Genomic DNA, 17,957 nt, shown 5'->3' with positions numbered 1-17,957 from the left:
CTAGTTAGCTCGGGTGCTAAAGACCACGAAAGGCAGGGATCATGAAGCTGATCCTCACCGCCGCCGTTGAAAACCTCGGTGTCGCAGGCGACATCGTTGAGGTTAAAGACGGCTACGGACGTAACTACCTGCTTCCGCGCGGCCTGGCCATCGTAGCCACCCGCGGCGCTGAGAAGCAGATCGAGGGCATCAAGCGTGCCCAGGAGGCTCGCGCTATCCGCGACCTCGACCACGCGCGTGAAGTAAAAGCACAGCTGGAAGCACTGGAAGGTGTAAAGGTTTCTGTGCGCACCTCTGAGAAGGGCAAGATCTTCGGCTCTGTATCCGCAGATGACATCGCCGCAGCCGTTAAGGCAGCAGGTGGCCCGAACCTGGACAAGCGTTCCATTGAATTGCCCAAGTCTTTGGTAAAGACTACTGGTGCATACAAGGTAAACGTTAAGCTGCACTCCACCATCGCAGCAACGGTGAACTTCGAGGTCGTTGCTGCCTAATTACAGGCACTAAGCAGCGACGGTCGCCATAGTGGGTGACCCAACGACAACAGCATTGAACGGACCGGCCCGCCTGGCTTTCCTACCAGGCAGCGGCTGGTCCGTTCGTTTCTTTACTCATTAAGATATTTTTCAGATTTCTCGGTGGGGTTTCCGCTATTTTCGGTTCCTGAAAGTGACATCGCTGAACCGATTCACCCCCGATTGTGATTTATCCCAAGCCGGTTGTGGATAACTTGTGGGAAAACTCACGCGGTGCGGGTTTTCCACACCGAAAAACTACCTCAAGCACCATTGTCAAACGCACTGCTTGAAGCGGTTTTCCACTGAAGCGATGAAAGTTATCCACAGGGGTGAAATTAGGTTTGACATGGGGTTTTGGGATAAAACTGGGGGATTTTTGGCGTTGGGTGGGAAGTTATCCACAGCCTTCCACAGTATTCCACTGTCCATAAACAGGTTTATTCACAGCGCCTGTGGATAACTTTGCAATTTTAGAATTGTTTAAGCCGAAAATCTGTGGTAGAGAATGTGATGGCAGGTGGCGGCCTGGGCGTTGAAACTGATGTGAAAACAGATAAAGATGTTTTCGTCTCAGTAAGTCTGGGGAAAAATCCTTAGCAACTATTTATGTCCGATGTTTTCAGGTAAAAAAGAATACATGAATCCCGTACTGGATGGCGTAGCCCGATACTACGAACAAGGGGAAAGCGTTCCCCTTGAGGACTACGGTCTACTCAGCAATCACCGTACCGTGGCCTTGTGCTCGCGGTACGGCAGCATTGATTGGCTTTGCCCACAGGTTGATGGCGAAGCCATCTTTGCGGCACTGGTGGGGACGAGTAATCACGGTTGCTGGCGCATCAGCCTAACAGAGCCGACAGATATTCAGTGGGAGTATGAAGAACCTACTTCTCACTATCCGGTGCTGAGAACCACGTGGACCACCGCGACTGGGGTTGCGGTGGTACGGGATAGGTTGGCTGTCGCCGAAACAGGCGCAAGCATTATCAGCCGCGAACTTAGCTGCACCGAAGGAGAGGTGACAGTGCAGCATGATCTGCGGCCCCGCATTAATTACGGCCTCCAGTGTCCGGCCTGGCAACGTCACGAAAATGCGATTGATGTCTACGAGTTCTTTAACGAGGCCGGTGAGTTGGAAACCACGTTTTTCGGTCGACTGCCGATCCTCGTCTCCGATATTGCCAGCGACTTTTATGAGGAATTTACGCTCTCAGCTGGGGAGGAAGAACGGTGGGAGTTGTTGCTGAATGCCACCGAAACAGACAATAATAACCTCGCAGCGGGTTTTAACGAAGCGGCGCCGAAACCCACAACTACCGCATCGATTCCCCAGGGGATAGCTCAGTGGGAGACGCTTCTACAACAATCGGTGACCGCCCTTGAGGCGCTCTGCTTAGCCAACGGTGCGGTTTTGGCTGCCCCCACCGCGTCGCTACCGGAGGATTTCGGCGGCGAACGTAACTGGGACTATCGCTACTGCTGGTTGCGTGATTCGGCGTTTAGCATTGAGGCGCTGCTCATCGCCCAGACTATGGGGCTTGTCGACGCCACCGGGTATGCGCGGCGCTGGCGGGATTGGTTGTGCGCCGTCATCGGTGAGGACGTCGACAAGCTTCGGATCATGTACGGTGTGCGCGGTGAAACGAACTTAGATGAGCGAATTCTTGCGCACCTACCTGGCTACGAACGGTCACTGCCCGTGCGGATCGGAAATGGCGCGGTTGAGCAGTACCAAGCCGACGTCGCGGGTGAGTTGATGCTTGTGCTGGCCAAACTGCGTGAATTCGGGATTGCGGAAACCCCGCAGTCTTGGGAGCTGCAAAAGAAGCTGCTGGATTATTGCGATGCGAATTTTGAGCGTCGGGATCACGGCATTTGGGAAATGCGCGGCGAATTGCACTATTTCACCCACGGCCGCGTGATGATGTGGGCGGCGTTCAACGCGGGCATTACTGCGGTGGAAAGCGACCCGCAGCTGGCGAACGGCGCCGATATTGCTATGTGGCGGCAACGCCGGATTGAATTGCGGGAGGAGATTATTTCGCGCGGATTCGACGAGAAAACCGGTACGTTTCTGCAAACCTACGAAGGATACCCACGTGCCGTGGATGCTTCGTTATTGCAAATACCGCAAACCGGGTTCATCGCAGCGGACGACCTGCTGATGAAACGAACCGTCACCGCAATCGAACGGGACCTGAAGGACATTCACGGCGACAGCCACGGCTTGATCTACCGGTACCGAACCGACCCGACTGGCACCGGTAATCTCGCGGTGGATGGGCTTAGCGGCCATGAATACCCATTCCTCATCTGTAATTTCTGGCTCGTTGAGCAGTATGCCGCTGCCGGACGGATCGACGATGCCGAGAAATTGATGAATCAGTTGGCAAGCTACGCTACCGAATTGGGGTTCCTCGCCGAGGAATACGACCCGGAACACGGCCGACTGGCTGGAAACTTTCCCCAAGCGTTTTCGCATATTGGCGTAATCAGGGCAGCTGCGGCGATTAGCGCCGCTAAAGCTGCGCGGAAATAAGCCCCTCGCCATCCTTGAAACGATACAAGACAGAATTGGAGACAACGGCAGTGACGAAAACACCAACGAGTCGAATCCGCATCATAAAGGCAATGGAATGGATAGGGTGGGCTGGCTTCGTTTCTGTCGGGATCGCCGCCGTTATAATGGGCAATTATCTAGCAGCTTCGATAGCGTTCTTTGCCCTCGTCTTTTCATGGTTGCACAGGCTCGAAACCTCGCTACAAAAGCTTGATGGGGTGGAGATTACCCAGCCGATCGACCCGGCTGAGGTACGTCGATACCGCGTTGAGAACCCAGGGACGTCCGTGGTGGACGCAATTAAGGCCATTGCGAGTAAAAACTCCACCGACGGCGAGAAGAATATCTAGTACCCAGCTTTTCTGGTTGGCGGGATCGATCGCCTAGGCCGAGCCTAGGCAGTACTCTTGACAATGCCTTCTTCGATAGACTGGTGCGCTAGAATCCTAGGTTGCATATGTGGCACTGAGTTCATTACTTTTTGGTGGGCTATAGGGGAGAGGAACGCGAGAGATGAGCAGCGATTATTCGTCGCAAAGCTTCGACGATGCACCTGATGTGGGAACCGCTACCCACAGCGTCTCTTTCGACGGATCCGCAGCGATCGCGCCGGTGGAAGCGGACTTTTCCAGCCTCGATCTTCCAGAGCCGCCCGAAGGCCCGGCCGAACCGCCAGCGCGCCGTCCGCGATACCCACAACAACGGGATCGCTACGATTCGACGCGGCGGGCGTATGACGAATATCGACAACCGCCACACGATAACGAAGCGGAACAAGGCGTGCTGGGGGCGATGCTGCTGAGCCCCAATACCGTCGTCGATATCATCGAAACTCTGTCGCCGGAAGACTTCTTTAGGCCAGCCCACCAGCTGATTTACACGGCCATCATTGACCTGTTTTCCGATAATAAAGAGATCGACTCGGTGATCGTGGCCGGTCGGCTCGACCGGAATAACGATCTAGAACGCGTTGGCGGCGCGCCGTATCTGCATACGCTTATTTCTTCCGTGCCCACGGCGGCCAACGCCCGATACTACGCCGAGATTGTTGCGGAGAAAGCGATCCTACGGCGGCTTGTCGACGCCGGCACGCGCGTCGTCCAGCTTGGCTACGAAGGTACCGAAGGTGCGGAGCTCGATGCCGTTATCGATATGGCGCAGCAGCAGGTTTTCGCCATCGCCCAGAAAAATACGGCCGAGGACTACGCTGTACTGCGGGACCTGATTCAACCCACCATGGATGAATTGGATGCCATTGCGCTCCACGGCGGGTTGGCACAAGGTGTGCCGACCGGTTTCCAGGACCTCGATAATCTCACCAACGGCCTGCACGGTGGACAGATGATCATCGTGGCGGCGCGTCCCGGTGTGGGTAAATCGACCTTGGCGTTGGATTTCGTTCGTTCCTGCGCGATTGTCCACAACAAGGCGGCGGTGATTTTCTCTCTGGAAATGTCGAAGAGCGAAATCGTCATGCGTATGCTGTCGGCAGAAACGGACATCAAACTTTCCGATATGCGGGCCGGGCGCCTTACCGATGAAGACTGGGCCAAGCTTGCCACCCGGGTGGGGCAGATCGAACAGGCCCCTATCTTCATTGACGACTCGGCGAACTTGACTATGATGGAGATTCGCTCCAAAGCGCGCAAGCTGAAACAAAAACACGACCTGTCGATGATCGTGGTGGACTACCTGCAGCTTATGAGCTCTGGTAAGAAGACCGAATCCCGGCAACAGGAAGTCTCGGAATTTTCCCGCCAGCTAAAGCTATTGGCTAAGGAACTCGATGTTCCGTTGATCGCCATTTCGCAGCTCAACCGTGGCCCGGAATCGCGTACAGATAAACGACCCCAGATCGCCGACCTTCGTGAATCTGGTTCCTTGGAGCAGGACGCCGACATGGTTATGCTGTTGTACCGGCCCGATAGCCAGGACAAGGACGATACCCGCGCTGGCGAAGCGGACATCATTTTGGCGAAACACCGTGGTGGCCCCATTGATACGGTGCAAGTGGCCCACCAATTGCACTTCTCCCGCTTCAAAGACATGGCGCGCCAGCTGTAAGGCGGTGGCTGCCAGCGTCACGCCACGCCGATGTAGGTTTCATGCGCAAGCCGTGGCGGACGCGCTCGGATAAAAGACCCACCGGATCCAAGTTATTCGTGACGTTTTGCTAATCGCGCAGCTAGCCAGCCTGCTGCAGTTTCGTTTTTGTCTTCGATACTAAAATATGTAACGAAAGCCTTCGTTAGTGTCACTAACAAGTAGCGGCCATCGTGAGTATCGAAAGGAGTGATAACGATGATGACCCAAACGCTTGCTGCGGTTCTTGCCACGATACTTCACTTGGTAGGCACAGTCACGGGCCCAGTGCCGGAAGTCATCCCTAATGCATCTTCTGAAAGTACTGCTTTCCCAGGCGATTTAAGCCACAGTTATCTTCCCGACATACCACCTATCGCAAGTCCCATGCCGAATGATCCACAACCAATCGAATTAGCTACCACCCTGCCGAATGATGCGACCCCCGCATCACCTGAACAGCTTCGGCAAATCCGAACGGGAACCTGGGTTGCGGTCAAAGAACCACGATCGACGAAGATCGTGTTCCGAGAATACGTGGCCGATAACCCGAGTGAATTGCACTACCTCATGGAGGAATTCCCACCAGGTGCGGTTCCCGCTGATCTGCAAGAATTCTATGGTGGTGCGAGCTGCAACCATCGAAACCAAGGCCTGTGGTTTGAAGTCAATGTGCTCAAGACGACTGAGGCCGGAATAACCACGCTTATGGGGTGTTCCCCACAGCAGGATGCCCAAGATGCGGAGGCCTTGCAGTATATCGATTCCGATCCAAAAGTCTATCTAGATAAAGCCGGATACGTATATCTGGTGCGCCCCGACGGAGTGGCTTCTGCCTGGAAACGCCCCTAGTTTATGGCCACGCCGCGTTGTTCCGGCAGCGTTAAGGTCGCGAGAGCTGCGATGGCAAAAGCTGCCCCGAACACGCCGAACAGCGTTCCTGTCCCGCCGATGCTGATGATCGGTGGGACAATTAGCGGCGCGATGATGGAAGCAATTCTGCCAAAACCAGCTGCTGCGCCAGTGCCGCGCCCGCGAATCGAGGTGGGGTAGAGTTCTGGCCCAATGGCATAAAGCGCTCCCCACGCGCCCAGATTAAAAAAGGATAGCAGGCAGCCTGCGAGGATGATCGTTGCCTCCGAGCCTGCGAAGCCGTAGCCAGCGGCGGCTAGGGCAGAACCCGCCAAGAAAGTTGCTAGGGTGGCGCGGCGCCCCCAAACCTCAATGAGCCATGCCGCCACGGCGTAACCAGGCAGTTGAGCAAGAGTGATGATGAGCGTGAACTGGAAGCTTTTCACCAGGGTGAAACCATCAGCGACTAGTAACGATGGAATCCAAATGAATGCGCCGTAGTAACTGAGGTTGATACAAAACCACACGATCCACAATGCGGCAGTCCGACGGCGTAGTGGCGCTGCCCACAACGAGGTTTGGGCACCAATATTATCGGTTTTGGGGGTATCAGTTATGTCGGTCTTGACCTCGCCGCGGTTATGGGTAGGAGGTGCCTCTGCTTCAAAACTGGCGACGATCTCTTCTGCTTCTGAATGCCGTCCCTGTGCTTCCAAAAAACGCACGGATTCGGGCAGTTTCAACCGGACGAACAAGGCATAAAGCGCAGGGACGCAACCTAAGGCCAGCGCCCAGCGCCAGCCATTATCGCCGCTAGACACGACAAAGCGGCCGATGATGGCGGCCATGATCCACCCCAGCGCCCAGAACGCTTCCAGGGCGACTACCATGCGGCCCCGGATTGTGCGCGGCGAAAATTCCGAGATGAGTGTTGAGGCCACGGGCAATTCCGCGCCTAAACCTAGCCCGACGATAAACCGTAATACCATCAGGGTTGCCAAGCCGCCTGCCAGCGCGGACGCGCCGGTGGCTAGGCCATACACCAATAGGGTGGCGGCGAAAATTTGGCGTCGACCGAATTTATCGGCCAGTAACCCACCGAAGGTCGCTCCCACCGCCATGCCGACGAAACCGATGGCTGCCAGCCACGAGGTCTCCGTTGTGCTGAGCCCCCAATGCGCGACCAATGCGGCCATGATGAACGAGATCAGCCCCACATCCATGGCATCAAGAGCCCAGCCGATGCCGGATCCGATAAGCATTCGCTTATGTTTACCGGTCAGTGGCAATTGGTCCAGGCGTTGATTGCGGCTTAGTTCGATTCCCGGGTTGGTATGCATGGCGGAAAATCCTCTCGTTGGGCAGTTGCGTGGCGCAGCTCACCTTGTGGTGCACATGATAGGTGCTTGACCGAGGGGGCGGCCAATGCCGGGCCGAATGGGGGTGTAAAAATTACACTAACTACAGTCGCAGCTGCGGCGACTACGGCTATTTTCCCTGTTCATCAGCTACAACGGTGAGAGCGGCACCGCTACCGGGCGGGGGTGCTTGGTTGAAAAGACTTCAGCCGAAGCGAATTAGAAACCACAAAAACTGAGGAAAATGCCATGGCCGCGCCAGCCAACATCGGATTGAGCAACCCCCAGGCGGCCACGGGTATCAAAATGACGTTGTAAGCGAACGCCCAGAATAAATTGCCTTTAATTATCGCGAGTGTTCGACGCGAAAGCCGAATGGCGTCGACCGCGCCCACCGGATCGTTGTGCATGAGCGTGATATCCGATGCCTCAATCGCCACATCCGTGCCCGCGCCCATAGCGATGCCCAAATCCGCCTGGGCTAGTGCCGCAGCGTCGTTAATTCCGTCACCAACCATCGCCACAACTTCACCGCGTTGTTGCAGGTCGGCAATAGCATCGACTTTTCCTTCGGGGAGGACACCAGCGATCACATTGTCAGAATGAATCCCCACTTCGCCTGCTACTCGCGCGGCCGCGCCTGCGTTGTCTCCGGTCAACACGATGGGGGTTAACCCTAATTCCTTCATCGTGGCAATCGCTGTGGCGCTGCTCGGTTTCGGTTGATCGGTAACGGCTATGATTCCGGCGAGCTGATCGTTGATGCGTACCGCGACCGCCGTGGCACCAGTTGCCTCAGCTTCGGCGAAAACGTCGCGGGCTTCTTCCGGTGCCTCGGCACTTAGCTTGCCGACGCTCACCCGGTCGCCCGCCACAATGCCGCTGACGCCAATGCCGGGTTCGTTTCGGAAATCGGAAACCGTATCCACCGGGAGTTTCTTGTCCTTTGCCGCGCCCACTATCGCCTGCGCGATCGGGTGCTCCGATGCGTTTTCTACAGCCGCTGCCGCAGCTAGCACCGCGGACTCCGAGAACCCGGGCAGCGGTTGCACATGAGAGACCTGCATGACGCCGGTGGTCAACGTACCGGTTTTATCCAGCACGATCGTGGTAATTCTCCGGGTGCTTTCCAAAACCTCGGGCCCATTGATTAACAACCCCAGCTGGGCACCGCGACCCGTTCCCACCAGCAGCGCTGTCGGCGTCGCCAAGCCTAAGGCGCACGGACAGGCGATGATGAGCACGGCCACCGCGGCGGTGAAAGCATCCGTGACGGAGCTGCCCAATACCCACAGATGAACCGCGAGGGTGATGATCGCAATCAGGATCACCGCTGGGACAAAAACCTGGGAGATCCGGTCGGCCAGTTTTTGCACCGGGGCTTTTCGCGCCTGGGCATCGCTGACCAGCTTCCCTAATTGCGCCAACGTGGTATCCGCCCCAACCCGGGTGGCACGCACCACCAACCGACCCGACATATTGATCGTGGCACCAGTGACCATGTCGTCGACGCCGACCTCTACCGGCACTGATTCACCAGTAAGCATCGACTCATCCACAGCGGAATGACCCGAAACAACAACACCGTCCGTTGCAATTTTCTCCCCGGGTCGAACCACAAAAACATCGCCCACCTGCAACCGCGAGATCGGGACGCGTTGTTCCTTCGGGTGCGTATCGGCGTCGACAAGCACAACCGCCTCCGCCGCGCCCAAGTTCAGCAGGGTACGCAATGCCTCGGAACTGCGCCCCTTCGCGCGGGTCTCGAACCACCGTCCCAGCAATAAAAACACCGTGACCATCGCGACCGATTCCAGGTAAATCTGATCGGAACCGTGATGCGAATGTGCGGAGAAACTCATATGCATCCGCATGGCGTTATCCCCGGCGTCGCCGAAGAAGAGCGCCCATACACTCCACGCATACGCAGCGCCCGTGCCCAGCGAAATCAAGGTGTCCATCGTGAACGAACCATGCTTGAGATTCGTCCACGCAGCATTGTGAAATGGCTTCCCGCCATAGAAGAAAACCGCACTGGTTAGGGCAAAACACAACCACTGCCAATTATCGAATTGCAGCTGATGCACCATCGAAAGCAGAAAAACCGGCAATGCAAGAATCGCCGAGATAATCAACCGTTTCTTTAAATCAGCAGCATGGACGGCGCGTTGAATCTCCGGATCTGTCGCCTGCGCGGCGGAAGACTGCGGTTCCGCAGAGGATTCCTCGGTCTGCGCCGCCGCGCCTGAATCCCCCATGATTTCAAAAGCATCGAACCCCGCGTCCCGGATCACCTGAATAATTTCTGCTGAGCTGACCTGCTCGGGGTCGTATGCCACCGAAGCTGTTTCCGTGGCGAAATTCACGGTTGCGGAAACACCGGCGACCTTATTGAGCTTTCGTTGCACTCGACCCGAACACGACGTGCAGGTCATTCCAGTAACGCCGAAGGTGCTCTCTAACGGGTGCGCCGGTATTTTAGTGCTCATGGCTAGCTGACTTTACAAACAAGCCCGGACAAATTCAATAGTGCCGAATTTTTTGCGAACGAAGAAGCAGCTGCCATGACTACACAAGCATTATTGGAGGGCGAATCCAGCTTCAGTTACAGCGGCGGAAACGCTTGAGTCGGAAAAATCTTCACCAGTGATCGTTACTCGACCTGATTCCAGGTCGACGTCAACCCCCTGCACACCAGGAATCTCACTGATTTCTTCAGTTACTGACATCACGCAGTGCTGGCACGTCATTCCAGTGACGACATAGTTCTTTATCATGAGGCTTCGGGGTGTCCTTTCCACGTTGTACAGCCGTGGCCACGATCAAAACGGGTGACCGGTTTCAAACGTAGTGCCAACCTGCTGCAAATGCGATCCGGCGGGGCAAAAAATGACGAACACCACAAAATGGGAATAAGGTGGGAGATGGCGTTGTTTAAATTAAAGACACGAAAATCCGTGTTTTTTAGAAATTTAGTTAGGAGAAAACACCATGGCTTTGATTGACGTAACCAAGGAAAACTTTGAAGCGACGGTAACCCAACCGGGTTTAACCATCGTTGACTGTTGGTCGCCTACCTGCCGTCCGTGCATGCAGTTCATGCCGGTCTTTGAAAAGGCAGCCGAAAACCACCCCGACGCCACCTTCGCTAAGCTCAATACCGCTGAGCAAATGGAATTAGGGGCAGCACTGCAGATCATGGCAGTGCCAACCATCATGGTTTTCCGCGATGGCGTCTTGGTATACCGCGACACGGGCGCTCTGCCTGCTCATGCGTTTGAAGACCTCATTAGTCAGGCGAATGCTCTCGATATGGACGAGGTCCGCCGCCAGATCGCGGAACAAGAAAACCAGGAATAGTGCACAAGCACGAGTGATGTAACTACCGGCGAGGTTGCGTAAAGCCATGCGGTAGCTACATCACACTAATAATCGGTGACGCTCGCTTGTGCGCGTCACCGATTTTTTGTGCCTGCTTCGGGGTGCTTGGAGGGCGTCTGGATTTCGCAGCACCACGTACCCTTGGCGCGATTTAATCGATAGCAACACCGTTTATGTACTGGGAATCCTCGATGCATGCACTGGAGAAACTCTGGATAAACTCAGGCGTTCGGTGTTCCTCACGTCGTGGGGTGAAAAAATTGGCGGCGATGCTCCACTCGTAAACGGGTATATCCACTGGATACTTCGATAACATGCCGCTTAACCGGTGGCGTGCTATCCAATCAATGGCTGTTTCCTTGGATGAAAATACGGCCGAGGGGAATCTAGCCCGTTCCCCTTGGAACACCCAGACGAAATCTTCGGCACCCATGCAACCTCCATTGCTAACGAGAATCTGTTTGGTGGTTTTCATCATGCAGCACTGTGACCTTTGTGGGCAGTAAATCGCCGTCAGGTTTTTGATTCCGGCTCCTGCGAAAAATTCATGATCGTTAATGCCACCACAGGAATGAATACTAAGACCACGACAAAGACGACAACGGTAGCGGTCCGCAGTGATGGGGCGACATGAAATACGCTGACGAGGTTGACGGCGCTACACACACTGGAAAGCAGAAAGATGCAGACGGGCAGGAATGCTTTTAGCGTGGATATAAGGGTCGCGTTAGCAAAAATGTTTGGGACTCGGGTTGCGCCCCATACCAACAGCAGGATCAGTTCCAGGGAAAGCGCCACGATGCTGAAATAGAAAACAGACGCAATGCTTTTGGGCTCATATAGATCGGGACCGCCCAGCCCGTAATGGGTTACCACCGTCGCGGGTAGATTCTGCCAGTATGCGGAAATGATGAAAAAGACCAATGCGTGAATGCTTATCGACGACACAAGCAAACCGCGCTGCACAGTAGGTTTCGTCAGGCTGTTCACTCATTCTCCTGGTCATGTCAGTGTGGTTGAATCGTGAGCATAACGGCTAGCATGGTTTTCGTTACCAGCGCCAATGCTCGGTTGCGTCCTGTTGGTGGAGGCAAAATCCCGGCTATCAATGCCGCGTATGGGGTCATTATAAAGAAGCCATATAAGGCGTTTAGGTGGTGTTGGGGTGTGGGATTGTGCGCAGTCCTGGGGTTTTGGGGCGTGTGAAATAAAATTATCCAAGCTGCGTAGCACAAAAGCGAAGGCGGGGTTAGCGAGGAGTTTTTATCTAATGCTTATCCTGAACCCGGTGGCCGCATATCTGCTTTTTTGATAACGCTTAGGTTTTGCTCACGCTGTTGCTAAGGCCAAATCGTTAGAATGGGAGACACCTCCGTCCTTGGTGGCTCACGCTTAAGCCGTTTCCCCTCGGGGTGTCGCCCGTAAGGTCTCTAGTGTTATGAGTGTCTATGAGTTCCGAATCGAAGATAAGCGTGGATAACTTGGGGCGGAATGGAGTTGGGATTGCTGCCGTAATCCCGGCCGGGTTAATGAGACTACAGAAGAAAGCGAAGGTCTAACCACTATGTCGAAGAATCCGTTTATCAAAGGCTGGAAGTATCTCACAGCATCGGTAGATCAAGCTATCGACGAAAACGCTGACCCTAAAGTCCAAATTAATCAGGCGGTTCAGGCAGCAAAGCAGCAGCACCAAGAGATTTCTCAGCAGGCGGCGGCCGTGATCGGCAATAAGAACCAGTTGGAGATGAAGCTCGATCGCCTGGTCAAGGAGCAGGCGGGCTTGCAGGAAAAGGCGCGGCAAGCCATCCAACTTGCGGATAAGGCTGCGGCCGAAGGCGATCAAACGAAATCCCAGGAATTTACATCCACTGCGGAAATCTATGCCACCCAGTTGGTAAGTGTTGAACAGCAGCTGGAAGAGACCAAGGCGCTGCACGTGCAGGCGGCGCAGAACGCGGAAGCTGCGAAGTCCCAAGTGCAGCAGTCCGAAGCGCGGTTGACCCAGCAATTGGCTGAGGCGGAGCAGTTATTGCGTCAGGCGAATCAGGCGCAAATGCAGGAAACTGCAACCAAGGCCATGGATGAAATGGCTGAGATCGACCCGGATCGCAATGTCCCAACGTTGGATGATGTCCGGGCGAAGATCGAATCGCGTTACGCTAACGCGTTGGGTGCCCAGGAGTTGATGGAGAATTCCATGGGTGAGCGGATGACTGAGATCGAAATGTCTGGCACCGACATGAAAGCTTCCGCACGGTTGGAGGAGATTCGGGCGCAGATGCGTGGCGATAACATGTTGGAACAGAAGCAGGAATCGGCTGGTGAGCTGCCGACAACTGCGGAATCGTCAACCGAGGCGGTGACACCGGAGGCGGAGGAAGCGTCGCAAAGCGAAGCTGTGGCCAAAGAATCAGAAACGGCGGTGACACCGGAGGCGGAGGAAGTCGCAAGCGATGTCCTCGATGAGGCTGACGTGGCTGACGATAGTGAAACCTCGGCGGCCGACGCGGTTGATGCTGAGGTTGAAGACGCCGATGTGGTCGAAGACGACGTCACTGGCGGCAAAACGAGCAATTAAACCTGGTTTAGGTTTACGGCCATTGCCGCTTACGGCTCTCGGTAGCCGCGCGTGTGGAACGTGATTTCCGTATGCGCGGCTTGGCGTAACAAAACCGCCGCTGTTGTGGAGATTCACGGCAGCGGCGGTTTTAGGTATCAGGATTAGTCGAATTGATTATTGACTAAAATGCCCCGGATTCCGGAGTGGAAACCGTCACGCAAGTTCACCCGCTGGGTTTCAGTCAGGGTGTATTCATGGAGGGTTTCGCAGGCGAATTGCAAAAGCGGGCGATCGATCTCGGGGGGAAGTCCGCCGCCGGAAAGTAGGTGGGCGGAGTCGCGTTGTTCGGCGGTGGCGGCGTTTTCGTACCACCAGATGGCGTACTGCTGCCCGACGTCAAACGGGGTGAGGAACCCGGCGGAGGTCCAGACTTCGTTGGGAAGCGGCACGTAGCGCGACCGCAGTTTGCGTCGCGGCGCCATCATCGATGGATTTGGTGCTGGTCGCTTCGCGGGGGCATCGGCCGGGGAGGGGCGGGACGCAGCGGCAGGTGTCGTGTCCTGGTCGGAATCGGACGGGGCGGCCTGCGAGGTCCCATTTGTCGTGGTAGTTACCGAAATGCGGTCGGTCTGTTGGTAGGAATGACCGTTTTTGGTCACCTCTTCGATCGCGGTGGTGCTTACTTCGATGGTGCTTATCGACGCCGGTTCGGTCGGCTGTGGCTCGGGCTGCGCCCCGGGTTGCACACGCCGAGCGCTCGGGGTTGGATGTGGGGTTTCCACCTCGTGGTCGTCGTCGGAAAGCGCTGGCTCCCCCGGCCGTACCCGCCGGACTGGGCTGTTTGATTGCGCCTTCGACTGCTCACAGCATTCCACAGCTGTGGCCAGTTCGGCGGATACGATCTCGGAGCAGGTTTCGGCGGTCTTTTCGTCAGTCTCGCATGAGTTGTTATCGGGGCAATCGTCGTCATGCAGCCTCACGGTTGGCGGCAATGGCCCTTCAAGCACTTGAAGTTGCATGCAATCTTCAAAGTCTTCCCGTGGGTCGAGGATGACGGTGGTGTCGCAGGCATGACGCAGCGCCGATGACATGGAATCCCACCCGAATCCGTACAGGTGCACACGGATGCCGTGGTTAACTGCCTCCTGGACGCCGGGGATCATATCGGCGTCGCCGGAAACCAGCACGATATCAGTGACTTCGCGGCGCACAGAACTGAGAACCATATCGGCAACTAGGCGGGTATCAACAGCTTTCTGGGTGCGGCGTTCGCCCCATTCGATGAGCGTGCCTGCCCGTAATTGAACCCCGTCACAGGTGCGCAGTGCGCGCTGGTAGCGATGCGGCCCGGTTTCCGGGATTCCGTCGTACCAGTATTGGCGGTGAACCGGCTGGTGAAGCTGGTTTTGGACCATTGATCCAAGCACCCGAACAACCTCGGGTAAGTCGATTTCTAATTGCGCCCGTGCCCCGATTTCCCACGAATTATAGAAACTCGCAAGCAGATAAGAGGTGTCGACGTAAATATGTGTGCGTTCAAGCATGGCTCCTGTTTTAACTTTCGCTACTAATTTTCTAAATAAGTTACTTAATCCAAGCATGCCTTATTGCGTCGCGTAAGTCGATACGCGATTAAAAACCGCAGGTCAATGCGGGTTCTATGGTGCTTACTTTTCCGTTGGCTGAAATTTCTTGGTTGCAAAAGCTTGACCTTCACCACAGGGTAGTTATATGGTTGGTTACATCAGTAACTAACCAATGAAGTTTGTGTGGCTGAACGGTTCGGTCGAAATGAGGAGGTTTTTCCGGAGATGGATGACACAACAGCACCGTTGTTTCGGCAGATCGCAACGTTGGTGGAGGATGCCATCGTCGACGGTTCGCTCAAGGCCGGGGATCGCGCGCCCAGCACCAACGAATTGGCGGCGTTTCACTCGATTAACCCGGCGACCGCCCGCAAAGGCTTAACCATTTTGGTGGAAGCAGGAATCTTGGAAAAACGAAGGGGATTAGGAATGTTTGTAACCGAGGTCGCCCGCGACATCATTATCAACCGCCGTCGGGAAGACTTCGCCGCCGCTTACTTGGCGCCACTTATCGATGAAGCCGTGAAGCTGGATGTCAGTAGGGCAGATCTGCATACCCTTATCGACCGCGTTGCCGAGAGTCGCGGTTTGTATAGCTAAGCGCCGGCCATATCTATCAATCAAGGATTTATGAGGAACAACATGTCGACTGCTCTGGTTAACGCCACCAATCTTTCCGTGGCGTATAAAAATAACGAAATAGTTTTATCCGATCTCAATTTCACGATCCCAGCCGGGCCGGGAATCCTCGGACTTATCGGAGCCAACGGTGCCGGAAAAACCACATTGCTGAGGGTTATTGCAGGCCAATTAGCCTTTCGTGGGGAGTGTTTAGTTGGTAGTGCTTCACCGTTTGATAATCAGCACCACATGGATCACACGATCCTTACGGGGATTGATTCACCGTTTCCTGGCGATTGGCGCGTGAAACACATCTTTAAAGCCGGAGGCTATCGGTGGGTCACGTGGGACCAGGACGCCGCGGAAACCTTGGCGCTTCGCTTCGGTGTCGACGTCGAAAAGCGATACCGTGAGCTTTCCCGTGGCCAACGCTCCGCCGTGGGAGTCATCGTCGCGCTCGCCTCTGGCTGCTCGTTAGTACTGCTTGACGAGCCGTACCTGGGATTAGATGTCAGTAAACGCGGTGAGTTCTACCGAGTACTTACCGAATACGCGGAGATCGGGGACCGTACCTTTATTATCTCCACCCACCACCTGAACGAAATATCGGCGCTGCTTGATCGCGTCATGCTTATCGGCGCCGGACGGGTCGTCCTCAACGGCGTTATCGACGACATTGTGGAACAGGTCTTAGAAATTACCGGAACAACCGAAGCTGTCGATCGCCTTATTAGTCAACTAGGGGTCACGGGTGCTGTGCGGCACCGCAGCGACCAAGCAGGGGCGACGAAACTCGTCCTCGACTTGCGGCAGTTTCCGAAACTTGTCGACGAACTGTATACCTGCGCCGGCCGTCTCAATGTTCGGGTTGCCGAATGCACCCTGGAAAAGGCAGTGCTGGCGATAACCGAACCGCAATACGAAGAGCTGACTTAGGAGTGAAACCATGACTAAAGTTGCGCACCCGATCCAGCTGTTTTTTCGCCTTGCTTTTCGACGCCGAGACGCATTGGCGTTTGTGTTCCTATGGTTTGTTGCTGCGGTACTGACTGACCCGGAATTCAACCGGTTCGTCACCGTGATTTATGCAGGCATTACCGTGCTTTTCTCAAGTAACTTCTTCCCCAGTAAAAGCGTCTATGTCAGCTACGGGCTCAGCGCACGAACCTATGTGGCGCACATGGTAACAAAAACTGTTTGTGTGATGACATTATGGACAGCGGTATGGTTACCTATTCACGTTTTCTTTGTTATCCCTGGAAGATATGCCCCAAGTTGGATTTTTGTAGCTGCAATCGCCTGCCTGACACAAATCGGATACGGACTTTCGGTACTTCTCGGAAGAAACCGTTGGCGACAACTAGCTAAAACAGACATCGACTTGCAAAAACAAGGACCGCGAATACGAAAAATCCTGGAGTTCTACCTACCAGGTGAATCACGTCTTACTCAGAAAAACCTGGCAAACTCCGTTATCTACGTATTGCATTTACACGTAACCATTATGGTTGGTTTGCTAATAGTGCTGATGCTGACTGGGTCGTTATTGCTCTTTACATTCTATCCCGCACAATATGAACAGGCGTTCTTTAGCGGCTTTATCGGAATGGTTGTCGTCTACCCTGTTGTTGCGCACCTGGCAGCAAGTCAGCAGGACACGCTCTTTACCTGGCTGCAATTTGGAAAAACGCGAAAGTCCTGGGCTCAGGCAACAGTACTGGCTAACCTCATGTTTCCAATAGTGGCCACAATCATTTTCGGTGCGGGCATTGCTTGGTTATCTGGAAACGGCTTGGTGCAGCAAACATTGACCGAACAACAGAAAGTAATCAGATTGATGTACGTAGCAATCGTGATTGCTTGGCTAACAGTCCCGTTGCGTTATGTAGTGACAAACTTCAGCCTTAGCCAACCCAAAAGCTGGCTAACCCCAGTGCTTCTCATCGCGATATGTGTGGTTCTTGGTGTGCTTGCCGGCACTGGAATCGTCACCGGCGTTGGTCAAGTTGCGCTGGCCATGGCTATATATGCGCTGTGGGCGTGGTATCTCATGCGGGATGTTCGAAATCTCCAAGCACGCCGAAAGGAATGGGAAAAGACTTGGCTGGGTGTTTCCTAATAACGAGAAAATACTCTGATGCAATATGAAGCCGTCCCCGTTGCGCACATTTGAATAAACGGCTCAGTGCGCAGCGGGGACTTAACAAAAATATAGCATTAACCTGCGGATTTGTTTTGTTCCGCGTTAATGTGTAACTTTATGTGAGTCGCCGCGACCGACACTGCCCCTCACAAGGTGAGAGTATGGCAGGAGGAAAACAAGCGGGACGAACAGGAATTACTTTTCACATCACTCTCCAATCAAGAGTTTTGTTTAAGTATGTTCATGTTGTTTGAGAACTCAATAGTGTGCCAATGTACTTTTGTTTTTTTGGTTGT

Annotated in this window: 16 protein-coding genes; 10 read left to right on the top strand and 6 right to left on the bottom strand. The window is 54.7% G+C overall.

What is annotated here, in order from left to right:
* Positions 1–41: 41 nt before the first annotated feature.
* The 5 genes from rplI (at position 42) to Q4D85_RS08405 (ending at position 6,012) form a co-directional block, all read left to right on the top strand.
* The gene (gene rplI / locus Q4D85_RS08425; protein ID WP_303199661.1) at positions 42–494 is read left to right on the top strand and encodes a 50S ribosomal protein L9; all 453 of its coding nucleotides are present in this window, start codon (positions 42–44) and stop codon (positions 492–494) included.
* A gap of 661 nt (positions 495–1,155) precedes the next feature.
* Positions 1,156–3,057 carry a glycoside hydrolase family 15 protein gene (locus Q4D85_RS08420; RefSeq protein ID WP_303199659.1) on the top strand — a complete coding sequence of 634 codons (1,902 nt, stop codon included), beginning with the start codon at positions 1,156–1,158 and terminating at the stop codon, positions 3,055–3,057.
* A gap of 92 nt (positions 3,058–3,149) precedes the next feature.
* Positions 3,150–3,428, top strand: a complete 279-nt coding sequence (locus Q4D85_RS08415; protein WP_303199658.1) for a hypothetical protein — start codon at positions 3,150–3,152, stop codon at positions 3,426–3,428.
* Between the two features lie 163 nt (positions 3,429–3,591).
* Positions 3,592–5,142 carry a replicative DNA helicase gene (gene dnaB, locus Q4D85_RS08410; RefSeq protein ID WP_368502286.1) on the top strand — a complete coding sequence of 517 codons (1,551 nt, stop codon included), beginning with the start codon at positions 3,592–3,594 and terminating at the stop codon, positions 5,140–5,142.
* A 237-nt stretch (positions 5,143–5,379) separates the two neighbouring features.
* A complete protein-coding gene (locus Q4D85_RS08405; RefSeq protein WP_303199657.1) occupies positions 5,380–6,012 on the top strand; it encodes a hypothetical protein in 633 nt (210 codons plus the stop codon).
* Here Q4D85_RS08405 and Q4D85_RS08400 read toward each other — a convergent pair.
* The 3 genes from Q4D85_RS08400 to Q4D85_RS08390 all read right to left on the bottom strand — a co-directional run bounded on the left by Q4D85_RS08400 (position 6,009) and on the right by Q4D85_RS08390 (position 10,147).
* Positions 6,009–7,352 (bottom strand): MFS transporter, encoded by a 1,344-nt coding sequence (locus Q4D85_RS08400; RefSeq protein ID WP_303199656.1) that lies wholly within the window; start codon positions 7,350–7,352, stop codon positions 6,009–6,011. The genes Q4D85_RS08405 and Q4D85_RS08400 overlap by 4 nt on opposite strands.
* 191 nt (positions 7,353–7,543) lie before the next feature.
* Positions 7,544–9,859 carry a cation-translocating P-type ATPase gene (locus tag Q4D85_RS08395; protein ID WP_303199655.1) on the bottom strand — a complete coding sequence of 772 codons (2,316 nt, stop codon included), beginning with the start codon at positions 9,857–9,859 and terminating at the stop codon, positions 7,544–7,546.
* 90 nt (positions 9,860–9,949) lie between these two features.
* Positions 9,950–10,147 (bottom strand): heavy-metal-associated domain-containing protein, encoded by a 198-nt coding sequence (locus tag Q4D85_RS08390; RefSeq protein WP_303199654.1) that lies wholly within the window; start codon positions 10,145–10,147, stop codon positions 9,950–9,952.
* A gap of 214 nt (positions 10,148–10,361) precedes the next feature.
* Here Q4D85_RS08390 and Q4D85_RS08385 point away from each other — a divergent pair, with 214 nt between their 5' ends.
* Entirely contained in the window at positions 10,362–10,730 is a 369-nt protein-coding gene (locus Q4D85_RS08385) for a co-chaperone YbbN (protein ID WP_303199653.1), read from the top strand.
* Between the two features lie 172 nt (positions 10,731–10,902).
* Here Q4D85_RS08385 and Q4D85_RS08380 read toward each other — a convergent pair whose 3' ends face one another.
* Positions 10,903–11,184 (bottom strand): hypothetical protein, encoded by a 282-nt coding sequence (locus tag Q4D85_RS08380; protein ID WP_303199651.1) that lies wholly within the window; start codon positions 11,182–11,184, stop codon positions 10,903–10,905.
* An 80-nt stretch (positions 11,185–11,264) separates the two neighbouring features.
* The gene (locus tag Q4D85_RS08375; protein WP_303199650.1) at positions 11,265–11,741 is read right to left on the bottom strand and encodes a hypothetical protein; all 477 of its coding nucleotides are present in this window, start codon (positions 11,739–11,741) and stop codon (positions 11,265–11,267) included.
* 574 nt (positions 11,742–12,315) lie between these two features.
* On the opposite strand from Q4D85_RS08375, the gene Q4D85_RS08370 reads away from it, so the two are divergent.
* Positions 12,316–13,329: a PspA/IM30 family protein gene (locus Q4D85_RS08370; protein ID WP_303199649.1), complete on the top strand. Its 1,014-nt coding sequence runs from the start codon at positions 12,316–12,318 to the stop codon at positions 13,327–13,329.
* 143 nt (positions 13,330–13,472) lie between these two features.
* Here the strand turns inward: Q4D85_RS08370 and Q4D85_RS08365 are convergent, their stop codons facing one another.
* Positions 13,473–14,855: an NYN domain-containing protein gene (locus Q4D85_RS08365; RefSeq protein WP_303199648.1), complete on the bottom strand. Its 1,383-nt coding sequence runs from the start codon at positions 14,853–14,855 to the stop codon at positions 13,473–13,475.
* Between the two features lie 267 nt (positions 14,856–15,122).
* Between Q4D85_RS08365 and Q4D85_RS08360 the strand changes: the two genes are divergently transcribed.
* From Q4D85_RS08360 to Q4D85_RS08350, 3 genes are read left to right on the top strand one after another with little or no spacing between them, the layout of a single operon-like run.
* Entirely contained in the window at positions 15,123–15,497 is a 375-nt protein-coding gene (locus tag Q4D85_RS08360; RefSeq protein ID WP_303199647.1) for a GntR family transcriptional regulator, read from the top strand.
* 42 nt (positions 15,498–15,539) lie between these two features.
* Complete coding sequence (locus Q4D85_RS08355; protein WP_303199646.1) at positions 15,540–16,454, top strand: AAA family ATPase; 915 nt, start codon at positions 15,540–15,542, stop codon at positions 16,452–16,454.
* Positions 16,455–16,464: 10 nt separating this feature from the next.
* A complete protein-coding gene (locus Q4D85_RS08350; protein ID WP_303199645.1) occupies positions 16,465–17,637 on the top strand; it encodes a hypothetical protein in 1,173 nt (390 codons plus the stop codon).
* Positions 17,638–17,957 lie beyond the last annotated feature (320 nt).

Source organism: Corynebacterium sp., assembly GCF_030532965.1.
GTDB lineage: Bacteria > Actinomycetota > Actinomycetes > Mycobacteriales > Mycobacteriaceae > Corynebacterium.
This window is presented reverse-complemented; position numbering and strand designations above follow the sequence as displayed.

What these genes read in the sequence shown, in the direction of transcription:
- Q4D85_RS08390 (WP_303199654.1), bottom strand. Translation starts at nt 10,147, where the DNA reads ATGATAAAGAACTATGTCGTCACTGGAATGACGTGCCAGCACTGCGTG.
- Q4D85_RS08415 (WP_303199658.1), top strand. Translation starts at nt 3,150, where the DNA reads ATGGAATGGATAGGGTGGGCTGGCTTCGTTTCTGTCGGGATCGCCGCC.
- Q4D85_RS08365 (WP_303199648.1), bottom strand. Translation starts at nt 14,855, where the DNA reads ATGCTTGAACGCACACATATTTACGTCGACACCTCTTATCTGCTTGCG.
- Q4D85_RS08370 (WP_303199649.1), top strand. Translation starts at nt 12,316, where the DNA reads ATGTCGAAGAATCCGTTTATCAAAGGCTGGAAGTATCTCACAGCATCG.
- Q4D85_RS08405 (WP_303199657.1), top strand. Translation starts at nt 5,380, where the DNA reads ATGATGACCCAAACGCTTGCTGCGGTTCTTGCCACGATACTTCACTTG.
- Q4D85_RS08380 (WP_303199651.1), bottom strand. Translation starts at nt 11,184, where the DNA reads ATGGGTGCCGAAGATTTCGTCTGGGTGTTCCAAGGGGAACGGGCTAGA.
- rplI (WP_303199661.1), top strand. Translation starts at nt 42, where the DNA reads ATGAAGCTGATCCTCACCGCCGCCGTTGAAAACCTCGGTGTCGCAGGC.
- Q4D85_RS08420 (WP_303199659.1), top strand. Translation starts at nt 1,156, where the DNA reads ATGAATCCCGTACTGGATGGCGTAGCCCGATACTACGAACAAGGGGAA.
- dnaB (WP_368502286.1), top strand. Translation starts at nt 3,592, where the DNA reads ATGAGCAGCGATTATTCGTCGCAAAGCTTCGACGATGCACCTGATGTG.
- Q4D85_RS08360 (WP_303199647.1), top strand. Translation starts at nt 15,123, where the DNA reads ATGGATGACACAACAGCACCGTTGTTTCGGCAGATCGCAACGTTGGTG.
- Q4D85_RS08355 (WP_303199646.1), top strand. Translation starts at nt 15,540, where the DNA reads ATGTCGACTGCTCTGGTTAACGCCACCAATCTTTCCGTGGCGTATAAA.
- Q4D85_RS08385 (WP_303199653.1), top strand. Translation starts at nt 10,362, where the DNA reads ATGGCTTTGATTGACGTAACCAAGGAAAACTTTGAAGCGACGGTAACC.
- Q4D85_RS08395 (WP_303199655.1), bottom strand. Translation starts at nt 9,859, where the DNA reads ATGAGCACTAAAATACCGGCGCACCCGTTAGAGAGCACCTTCGGCGTT.
- Q4D85_RS08350 (WP_303199645.1), top strand. Translation starts at nt 16,465, where the DNA reads ATGACTAAAGTTGCGCACCCGATCCAGCTGTTTTTTCGCCTTGCTTTT.
- Q4D85_RS08400 (WP_303199656.1), bottom strand. Translation starts at nt 7,352, where the DNA reads ATGCATACCAACCCGGGAATCGAACTAAGCCGCAATCAACGCCTGGAC.